The following is a 9745-nucleotide window of genomic DNA, read 5'->3' as shown; positions in this document are numbered from 1 at the left end:
TCAACCGCAGACCACGCAAACGCCTCGGCTACCGCACGCCCCACGAAGTCCACCACTCAACCGTGTTGCACTTGCTCTGAAAATTCAAGCCCGATAGAATGACCACATGGCACAAGACAGGGGATCCGGCTCGCCGAGACTCGAACGTTTCAAGGCATTCAACCAGGCGATGAGCAAGGAGATACGCGAGCACAAAAGCACCTTCGCCGTCTATGTCGTGCTGCGAGGCCTGGTGATCGCGGCGCTGGTGCTGCAATTCCTCAACGGCAACTACGAGAACGTGCTGCTGTGTCTGCTGGTGCTGGCCCTGCTGCTGGTGCCGACCTTCGTGCAGGTGCGCTTCCGCATCGACCTGCCCTCGACGCTCGAGGTCATCATGCTGCTCTTCGTGTTCGCAGCGGAGATCCTCGGCGAGATGAACTCGTTCTACACGATCTTCCCGTTCTGGGACACGGTGTTGCACACGCTCAACGGATTCCTCGCAGCCGCGGTCGGCTTCGCGCTGGTCGACCTGCTCAACCGCTCCAGCACGCGTTTCAACCTTTCGCCGCTTTACCTATCCCTCGTGGCCTTCTGCTTCTCGATGACGATCGGCGTGCTCTGGGAGTTCTTCGAATTCTCAATGGACCAACTGCTCGGCTGGGACATGCAGAAGGACACCATAGTCCACGCGATCCACACGGTGATGCTCGATCCGACCGGCAGCCAGCAGGTCGTGACCATCGACGGCATCACCTCCACCGCCGTCAACGGGCGCGAGCTCGGGCTCGGCGGCTATCTCGACATCGGCCTGATCGACACGATGGAGGATCTGTTCGTCAATTTCATCGGTGCGTTCGTCTTCTCGATCTTCGGGTTCCTGTATGTCAAGAACCGCGGCAAGGGGCGTTTCCTCGGCCGGTTCATTCCCCGACGTCGGGAGGACGAGGAGGAATGAGTGCGGCGCAGCGCCTCCCCAGCACCGCCTCTCGTATATTCACGAATCGCAGCCCACATCTCTTCCATGCCGCCAGGCCGCAGCACTCGAGACGCAGCGAAATACGGTGACATCGCCACGTCTCGAATCGCAGCCCGAATCCGCGTCGCCCTATGCCTCGGCCAGTTCGGGCGCGCGCCGCACGGAGAAGCGGAACATCAGCGCCGCCAGTACGAAGCCGGCCACACCCACGCCCAGCAGCACCCGCATACTCTCCGAGAATCCGGTCAGATACGCCTGTGCCTCGTCCAGCCCACGGGCCATGCCGGCGGCGCTTGTCTCGGTGATCAAGGCGCTCGCGACGGCGGTGCCGATCGCGCCGGCCAACTGCTGGATGGTGTTCATCACGGCCGAGCCGTCGGCGTTCATGCGAGCCGGCAACTGGTTCAACGCATGGGTCTGGTCGGGCACGAGCACGAAGCCGGAGGCCGCCATGAACAGCGCGTAGGCGATGGCGACCACAAGCTCATGGCGTCCCGCGAACATCAGGGCCACGTCCATCACGGACACGCCGACGAATCCGCAGATGATGAACTTGGGCGGGAAATGGTTCTTCAGCGCCCCGCCAATCAGGGGCGCGCATACGGCACCGATGGCCGCGCCGGGCAGCAGCACCAGCGCCGCGACCATGCTGGTCTGGCCGAAGCCGCGCTGCAGCAGAATCGGCAGCAGGAAGTTGAGTCCCAGCACGCCGCCGGAGCTCATGATCAGAATCAGCATGCCCAGCGAGAAGCCCGGATGGGCGAACACGCGCACCTCGACCAGCGGATGCGCCATCCTCAACTGCGCCACGACGAACACGGCGAGCAGCGCGACCGAAGCGGCGAGCACGCACCAGAACCGCCAGTCGCCCTGCCATTGGGCGAAGAAGCTCACCGCCACGATGAGCCCGGCCAGCCCGGCGGCCACCAGCACCAGCGAGGGCACGGATATCCGCGCGCCCTCGCCGTCGCCGCCGGCATGGCGGATATCGGGCACGGTGGCCGCGCCAAGAGCCAGCGAAATCACCAAAAACGGCAGCATCGCATAGAAGATCCAATGCCAATCCAGATATTCCATGACCACGCCGCCGAACACCGGGCCGATGGCGGGCGCCGCGCAAGTGACGAGGCTGACCAATCCCAGCATCATACCGCGCTGTTCGAGCGGCGCTTTCTCCAGGATGATGTTGGTCAGCAACGGCAGCGATATGCCGGTGCCGAGGGCCATGACCAGACGCGCGGCCAGCAGCATCGGGAAGTTCGCGGCGAGCGCGCCGATCAGGGCGCCGGCGGCGAACACGGCGACGGCCGTGACGAACAGTCCCTTGGTCGCGAATCGCCGCACCAGGAACGGCGAGGCGGGAATCGACACGGACAACAGCAGCAGATAGCCGGTGGTCAGCCATTGCACCACGTCGGCGGAAACGGAGAACTCCCCCATCAGCGCCGAATACGCGATGTTGAGCGAGGTCTCCGACAGGATGCCGAGGAAGGTGAGGATGGCCAGGGCCACCACCACGATGATGAGCCGCGCTCCGACCGGCCGTTTGCCGGTATCTGCCATTTGGTCGGTTGTCGTTGGGGTTGCAGTGCTCACATATCCTCCCATCACACTGCGCCTCCCGATCGCATCGGGCTAAGGAGTATTGTGCAGAGGAATGTTACGCGAAATTACACACGACCGCGGCACACGAGGTCGCCGGGACCGTCATCTCGCGCGTCGCGGCACGGACGCCGGTTTGACTCGGGGAACCATAGTCCGTATGACTGTATGCGGACGGTCGCCGGCGGCGCAGCAAGCCATCATGCCTTCTGCGTATGGATGCGCGCCATCGGCAGGCATTTGCATATGGCCACGCAACAGGGTTGGCTGGATATCCGGCCGCCGCCGAATCCCCGGAGACGCATAAGGAGAGAACGCTATGAACGATGAGACCACCTATGCGCAGCGGCGCTCCGTGGAGTCAACCTGCGGCTGCGTGGATTCGACGCAAACCACCGATCCGCATCCCACCGCCAACGCAGCCGTCACCGTCACGCAGCGGCGCCTGACCGGCGAGCGCGCCGCGTTCTTCGCCGAACGCACCCACTATGACGGCGTGACCTTCGCCGACGGCGAATCGCCGCTGAAGCATGCGCGCGGGGTCGGGTTGATCGACTGCTCGTTCCAGTGGAAATACCCGCTGTGGTATGCCTCGGATGTGAACGCGCGCCGCTGCACGTGGTTCGAGATGGCGCGCGCCGGCGTGTGGTATTCACGCGATATCACGCTCGAGGACTGCGTGGTCGAGGCACCGAAGAACTTCCGCCGCTGCACCGGTCTGACGCTCACGGATGTGAGCCTTCCCAACGCCGAGGAGACACTGTGGAACTGCTCGGACGTGAGGCTCGCCAACGTGACCGCGAACGGCGACTATTTCGGCATGAACCTCGCGGACGCGGAGCTCGACCACTTCACGCTGACCGGCAATTATCCGTTCGACGGGGCGCGGAACCTCACCGTCCGCAACTCGCGGCTGCTGAGCAAGGATGCCTTCTGGAACGCCGAAAACGTGACCGTCACCGACAGCTACATCGCCGGCGAATACCTCGGATGGAACTCCAGGAACCTGACCTTCGTCAACTGCACGATCGAAAGCCTGCAGGGACTGTGCTACATCGACAACCTCGTGATGCGCGGTTGCCGGCTGCTCAACACGACGCTCGCCTTTGAGTATTCGACCGTCGACGCCGAGCTCAACGGCTCGGTCGATTCCGTGTTCAACCCGGCCTCCGGGCGCATCACCGCCGACGGTTTCGGCGAGGTGACGCTCGACCCCGCGCGCATCGATCCCGCCACCACGCTGATCTGCCGCCGCAACCGCCGGTGATTACGGTTGGGACAGGGCGTCCCACGCCCAGAATGACAATGAGGGAATAGCCTCCACTCAGAATGGCAACAATTGGGAGAGCGGTACCTGAACAGTTGGCGGATTGGGCGAACAGTTGGCGGAGCTTCCCCAATATCGCCCCACAAAATAGACGAAAACACGGGGCCACTCCTCTATGAACCCGCCAACTGTTCGCTCGATCCGCCAACTGTTTCAAAACTCGTCCACATCCCGAGTGAAGAACAAAAACACACCATTAGGATGGATGCATGACCTTTGATTTCGACGCGCCGGTGGACCGCACCGGCACCTATTCGCTCAAATGGGACGAGGCGGGCGATGCGACGCCCATGTGGGTGGCGGACATGGATTTCCAGACCGCGCCGGCCGTGCGCGAGGCGCTGGCCAGGCGCGTGGAGCATGGTGTGTTCGGCTACACCGTGGTGCCGGACGAATGGACGGATGCCTACGTCGGCTGGTGGCGCCGCCGCCACGGTCTGACCATCGAACGTGACTGGCTGATCTTCGCCACCGGCGTCGTCCCGGCGATCTCCAGCATGGTCCGGAAGCTCACCACGCCGGCCGAGAACGTGGTCATCATGACGCCGGTGTTCAATATCTTCTTCAATTCGATCCTCAACAACGGGCGGCGTGTGCTCGAATCACCGCTGCGATACACACGCGACGACGAAACCGGCGTCGCCTCCTATGAAATCGATTGGGCCGATCTCGAGGCCAAGCTCGCCGACCCTCAGACTAGTCTCATGATTCTGTGCAATCCGGCCAATCCCGCTGGCCGCATCTGGACGCACGAGGAATTGGAGTGCTTGGCCGAACTCGCATGGACGCATCATGTTACGGTGATCAGCGACGAGATCCACTGCGATCTGACCGACCCGGGAGTCGACTACGTGCCGTTCGCGGGCGTGTCGGAGCATGCGCTGATGAACTCGGTGACCTGTCTGGCCCCGACGAAGACCTTCAATATGGCTGGATTGCAGACGGCGGCCGTGTTCGCGGCCGATCCCGTGCTGCGGCACAAGGTGTGGCGCGGGCTCAACACCGATGAGGTGGCCGAGCCGAACGCCTTCGCGATGACGGCCACCATCGCCGCGTTCGAGGGCGGCGAGGAGTGGCTCGACAAGCTGCGTGCATATCTGGCAGGCAACAAGCGGTTGGTGCGTGAAATGGTCAGCGACTACCACGCACGCCCCGATGTCATCGCGGCCGACCGGCGCGTGGCCGTCACCGAATGCCAGGCCACCTACCTGCCGTTCCTGGACTGCTCGGCCATCACGCATGACACCGACGCGCTATGCGATTGGCTGGCGCGCGAGAGGAAGGTCGCCTTCTCCCCCGGCGCCGAGTTCGGCGGCAATGGCCACGACTTCCTGCGCATCAACACCGCCACCCAGCGCGCCAAGCTGCGCGATGCGATGGAACGCCTGTTGGACGGCTTGCGCGAATACAAGGAACGCTGAACAGAGCTACAGCCGGCTTCAGCTGTAACCAATCAGTCGGCGGCTGACCAGTTACAGCGGTCCGGCAGCAGCCCCGGAATTCGCGGCAGTCCGTTCCCCACTCACATATCAGCAGGGTTAGGCGCCGCCCGCCGCAACTCGGGCAGCTGGACGATGAACAGCGCGACCGCGACAACCATGGTGAGCAGGTCGGCGAGCGCCTGCGCGGCGATGACACCGTGATATCCGGCCAAGCGCGAGCCGACGAACAAGGTGAGCGCCAGCATGACGCCCTGCCGGCTGACGGCCAGCACCAGCGCGCCGAGCGCCTTGCCGGCGGACTGGAACACGCAGGTGGTCACCAGCGTGACGGCCACGCACACGCAGCTGAGCAGTTGCACGCGCAGCATGCCGGTGCCGAGCGCGATGATATGGGCGTCGGCGATGAAGAAGCGCATCAGCGCCTCGGCCGGCACAATCAGCGCGACGGTCATCACCAGCGCCAGCCCGACCTCGGCGCCGTAGGCGAAGCGCAGGATGCGTTTGAGCCGCGGGAAATTCCCCGCGCCATACGTGTATCCGAACAGCGGCTGCCCGCCGAAGGCGAAGGCCACGAGCAGCAGCACCGCAATCATGACGATCTTGAGCACGATGCCCATCGCGGCGACCGCATCGTTGCCATACGGCAGCAGAAACAGGTTGACCATGATGATGCCGAGGCTCTGCATGAGGTTCGTGATCGACGCGGGCACACCGATGGCGAGGATGCCGCGCGCCTCGGCCCCGGCGATGGCGAGGCGATGGCCGCGCAGCATCAGCCGCGGATCGATGGACAGGTTCTTGGAATGCCGCAGCAGATACCAGATGTAATACGCATCGGTGCAGATGTTGGCGATGACGGTCGCGCCCGCGGAGCCGGCCGCGCCCCAGCCGAGCACATGGATGAACAACGGGTTGAGCCCGATGTTGATGAGTGTGCCCGCCACGGAGCCGATCATCGAGGGCAGGGCGTGGCCTTCGGCGCGCAGCAGATTGTTCGGCGTCATTGAGACGATGATGAACGGCGAGCCGAGGATGATAAGCGTGTAGAACGCCGAGGCATGCTCCCAAGTATCCTGGTCGGCTCCCAACAGCGTCAGGATCGGGTCGTGCAGCGCCAGCCCGAGCACGATGACGAGCAAACCTGTGACGACGGCACCCCAGAAGCAGAAGACGCTCAGCCGCCGCCCGTCGTCGAAGCGACCTTTGCCGAAGAGCCGGGAGATGACGGAGCTGCCGCCGAGGCCGAAGATGTCGCCGAGCGCGATCATCACGGTGAACACGGGGGCGGCGAGCGCAACGCCCGCCACCATATCGTTGTTCCCCGTGTGCGCGATGAAGAAGGTGTCGACGGTGTTGTAGACGAGCGTGACGAGCATGCTCATCACAACCGGCAGCGCCAGCGTCAGATACGCCCGCGGAATCGGCGCCTTCTCGAAGAGTTCGTTATCCACGCGCCGTACTATATCGCCCGGCCCGCGACAGTTCCGGCTCAATTGGCCGAGTCCGCCGCAGGCCGGGCGATATGGCACGGCGGAAGACAGTTAGAACTGGTGGTAGGTGATTTCCGTGTGCTCGCCGGTCTCGAGCCAGTGGGCGAGGTCGTCGGCGCCGGCGAAGACGGCTTCGACGGACTGGGCGATCATGAGGTTGACGTGTCCGTCGACGTCAAGTCCTTCGAGGAAGCAATAGACGGGCTTGCCCAAGGCGTGCGCATAGCCGATTTCGAACATCGTGCCCGGATCGTCGTCGATAAGATTGGCGATGACGGCGCCCGCATCGCGGATGCCGGCGACATCCTCCTCGAAGACGGCCTTCGGCCCGACCTTGGACAGGTCCGCCGCGAAGCGCGGCTGGAACATCGTCTTGCCGTGTGCCTCGAGCACCGCCTCCAGCCGCTCCATGCTTGCGGTCTGTGCCTCGTTGAAGAACGGGCCCGCCACGTAGTAGTCGTGCTTAATGTCGGTCATATACTGCCTCCTTGCGTCCGAATGCGTTGACACGCGCCATTCTAACCGCCCGGAGGCTCTTCCTTCGCCTCCCCGAGGTTCAACGGGCCAACGACAGAAGCCTGTCAACCGGCGAAAGCGCCTGCCGTGTGGCCCAGATGGCGTCATCGACCTCGGCGTTCGCCTCGTCATCCATCGCGTGTCCGCGTTCGACCAATTCCAGTTGCCGGGCCATCGTGCGGCGTTCCTGGAGGCCGATCGGTTTGGTGAAGGCGTCGTGCCATGCGCGCACGCCTTCATCCATGCGTGTGTCGTGATTCTCTCCGTCGAACAGCACCTCGCCATACCGGTTCATGACGGTCAGACGGTCGACGGCTGGATCGGCCGCCACCTGCGCCACGGTCTCGGGCAGCGCCATGATGGTCCGGTCGTGCGCATCCAATGGCGTCCAACGCGAGGGACGACCCGCAAGACGGTCCTTGTAATATCGCTCCAGAATCGAGATCAGCGATGCCGACGGCTGCACGGCGAGCGCCACGGCATGGGTGCGCCGCCCGAGCCGTTTCGCCTTGCGCGCCTCGTCGAGCACCGTCGCAGGATTGCGCCACGTGCCCTCGATGACGATGGAATATCCCTTCGCATTGGCCTCGTCCACACTCATGCCGATCCACATGCCGCTGGCATGCGCGGTTTCAAACGGCATATCGAGCGGCGCCGCCTCGACAAGACGCGTATAGTCGGGGTGGAATTGGCGCAGATCGTCGCCGATGATCTTGACCAAATGCTCGCCCGGATGCATGGCCTCGATGCGACGCTGGCCCATCGTTTTGCCGGCGCCGGGCTGGCCGCCGAAGAACACGGTCAGGGGATGGTCGTCCGCCACCGCGTCTGCAAACACCAGAGGACGGATTTGTTCAGCAAAGATCCGCCGAATATCCGCGTCCGAGAAAGGAGGCCTCACCCCGGTGCAGGGCTTGGCTCATCTCCTTCGCGAAACGGTCCCACTTGTTCTTGAAGGCGATCTGCGCTCGCCGGTCATCCGCCTCGATGGCATCACGCTCATGCCGCATGAAAAGATTGCGCATGCGCCACTGGTCCGCGGATTGGACATCTCCATCACGACGCGCCAGATTCTCCAACGCAACCATATATCCGCCAGCCTGGGTGCCGGATTCGTAGAAGATGTCATATAACACGGTGTCGCTGACGTCATCCAGACCCTCGTCGTCGTGAGCCTGCTCATAGAACGGCATGACTTCGCGCTGTTGGCGGACGCCCCGCGCGACGTCCTCGTATTCCCGCTCCCTGAACTGCGTCGCCTGAGTCATCGTTCCTCCATCCACGCATCGATTCCCCATCCGGGACCATCGTACCTCGCGGTCGCCGGATGTGCCGTGCCGAGCGTCTCGGTCAGAACACAAGCTGAACGAGGACCATATACGTGAGCGTGCCGGCGGCGATGGAGAGCAGCATCGAACGTTTCCAGATATGCAGGCCCGCGGTGACGGCCAGCGCGATCGCCTCCGGCAGGCCGTGCGAACCGGAGAGGACATCGGTGTTCCGCAGCGAATAGACGACCAGCAGACCGGCCATCGCATAGGGCAGCACGCGGCCCAGATAGGTCACGGCGCGCGGCGGTTCCTTTGATTCGGGGAACAGCCAAAACGGCACGAAGCGGGTGAGCACGGTGCCGATGACGACGAACAGCACCGTCACGATTCCCTGCCACAGCGTCATCGTCATCGCGCCTCGCCTCCCTTCATATCGTCCAACCACGGACGCAACACAAGGAACAGCGCGAGCATCATGGCCATGGCGGGCACCATAAACCGGTCAGGACCCAGCAGGGCGAGCGCGGCGACAGACACCAGCATGCCGATCGCACCCGCCACATGGCCCGGGCGTTTCGTGCCGAGCCATTGGTCGAGGAAGATCACGACGAACAGGGCCGTCAGCACGAAGTCCAACCCCTCGGTGGAGAACGGCAGATGCGAGCCGACCAGTCCGCCAATCGTCGCGCCGGCCACCCAGTAGGTCTGGTTGAGCCAGGTGACCCACAGGTAGAACCAACCGCGGTCAATGCCCTCCGGCACCGGAGTCGACACATTGACGGCGAAGGTCTCGTCGCACATGCCATAGATCAGGAACGGCCGCTTCCATCCCAGTCCCTTGAACCGTTCCAGCATGGACAGGCCGTAGAACAGATGCCGCGCGTTGACCATAAGCGCCAGCAGCAGCGCGGCGAAGGGGTTGAACGCGGAAAGCAGGAGGTTCACTGTGACGAATTCCATCGAACCGGCGAAGATGAACAGCGCCATGCACATCGGCCACACGAAGGAGAAGCCCTTCGTGCCCATAAGGATGCCATAGGAGCCGCCGAGGAACAGGAACCCGAAGCAGATCGGCGCGGTCAGAGGCAACGCGGCCTTGAGCGCCGCCAAGCGCACGCCTGCCGTAATTCGACGGTTCC

9 protein-coding genes and 1 pseudogene are annotated in these 9745 nt (G+C 63.6%); 3 read left to right on the top strand and 7 right to left on the bottom strand.

From position 1 onward, the window contains the following. Positions 1-106 precede the first annotated feature (106 nt). Positions 107-934: pseudogene (locus AC1AUD_RS07535) on the top strand (DUF2238 domain-containing protein); the annotation flags it as partial. Positions 935-1087: 153 nt separating this feature from the next. Here AC1AUD_RS07535 and AC1AUD_RS07530 read toward each other — a convergent pair. Beyond that, complete coding sequence (locus tag AC1AUD_RS07530; protein ID WP_476573580.1) at positions 1088-2554, bottom strand: DHA2 family efflux MFS transporter permease subunit; 1467 nt, start codon at positions 2552-2554, stop codon at positions 1088-1090. Between the two features lie 325 nt (positions 2555-2879). Between AC1AUD_RS07530 and AC1AUD_RS07525 the strand changes: the two genes are divergently transcribed. Both AC1AUD_RS07525 and AC1AUD_RS07520 read left to right on the top strand, forming a co-directional pair. Beyond that, on the top strand, positions 2880-3827 hold the full coding sequence (locus tag AC1AUD_RS07525) for a DUF3737 family protein (protein ID WP_476573578.1): 948 nt from the start codon (positions 2880-2882) through the stop codon (positions 3825-3827). Positions 3828-4096: 269 nt separating this feature from the next. Further along, positions 4097-5308 carry a MalY/PatB family protein gene (locus AC1AUD_RS07520; RefSeq protein ID WP_476573576.1) on the top strand — a complete coding sequence of 404 codons (1212 nt, stop codon included), beginning with the start codon at positions 4097-4099 and terminating at the stop codon, positions 5306-5308. Between the two features lie 101 nt (positions 5309-5409). Here AC1AUD_RS07520 and AC1AUD_RS07515 read toward each other — a convergent pair whose 3' ends face one another. From AC1AUD_RS07515 to AC1AUD_RS07490, 6 genes are all read right to left on the bottom strand, one after another. Further along, entirely contained in the window at positions 5410-6780 is a 1371-nt protein-coding gene (locus AC1AUD_RS07515) for an MATE family efflux transporter (protein ID WP_476573574.1), read from the bottom strand. A gap of 90 nt (positions 6781-6870) precedes the next feature. Beyond that, positions 6871-7296: a nucleoside 2-deoxyribosyltransferase gene (locus tag AC1AUD_RS07510; RefSeq protein WP_476573572.1), complete on the bottom strand. Its 426-nt coding sequence runs from the start codon at positions 7294-7296 to the stop codon at positions 6871-6873. 79 nt (positions 7297-7375) lie between these two features. Beyond that, positions 7376-8173: a zeta toxin family protein gene (locus tag AC1AUD_RS07505; protein WP_476573570.1), complete on the bottom strand. Its 798-nt coding sequence runs from the start codon at positions 8171-8173 to the stop codon at positions 7376-7378. A gap of 16 nt (positions 8174-8189) precedes the next feature. Beyond that, a complete protein-coding gene (locus AC1AUD_RS07500) occupies positions 8190-8603 on the bottom strand; it encodes a hypothetical protein (protein WP_476573568.1) in 414 nt (137 codons plus the stop codon). Between the two features lie 82 nt (positions 8604-8685). After that, positions 8686-9018, bottom strand: coding sequence for a branched-chain amino acid transporter permease (locus AC1AUD_RS07495; RefSeq protein ID WP_476573566.1), 333 nt, complete (start codon positions 9016-9018; stop codon positions 8686-8688). Beyond that, entirely contained in the window at positions 9015-9734 is a 720-nt protein-coding gene (locus tag AC1AUD_RS07490) for an AzlC family ABC transporter permease (protein ID WP_476573606.1), read from the bottom strand. The genes AC1AUD_RS07495 and AC1AUD_RS07490 overlap by 4 nt, the downstream gene beginning before the upstream one ends. Between the last annotated feature and the right edge of the window lie 11 nt (positions 9735-9745).

This window comes from Bifidobacterium sp. LH_730, from assembly GCF_056355835.1.
The sequence above is the reverse complement of the archived record's forward strand: the minus strand, read 5'-3'. Positions and strand labels throughout refer to the sequence as shown.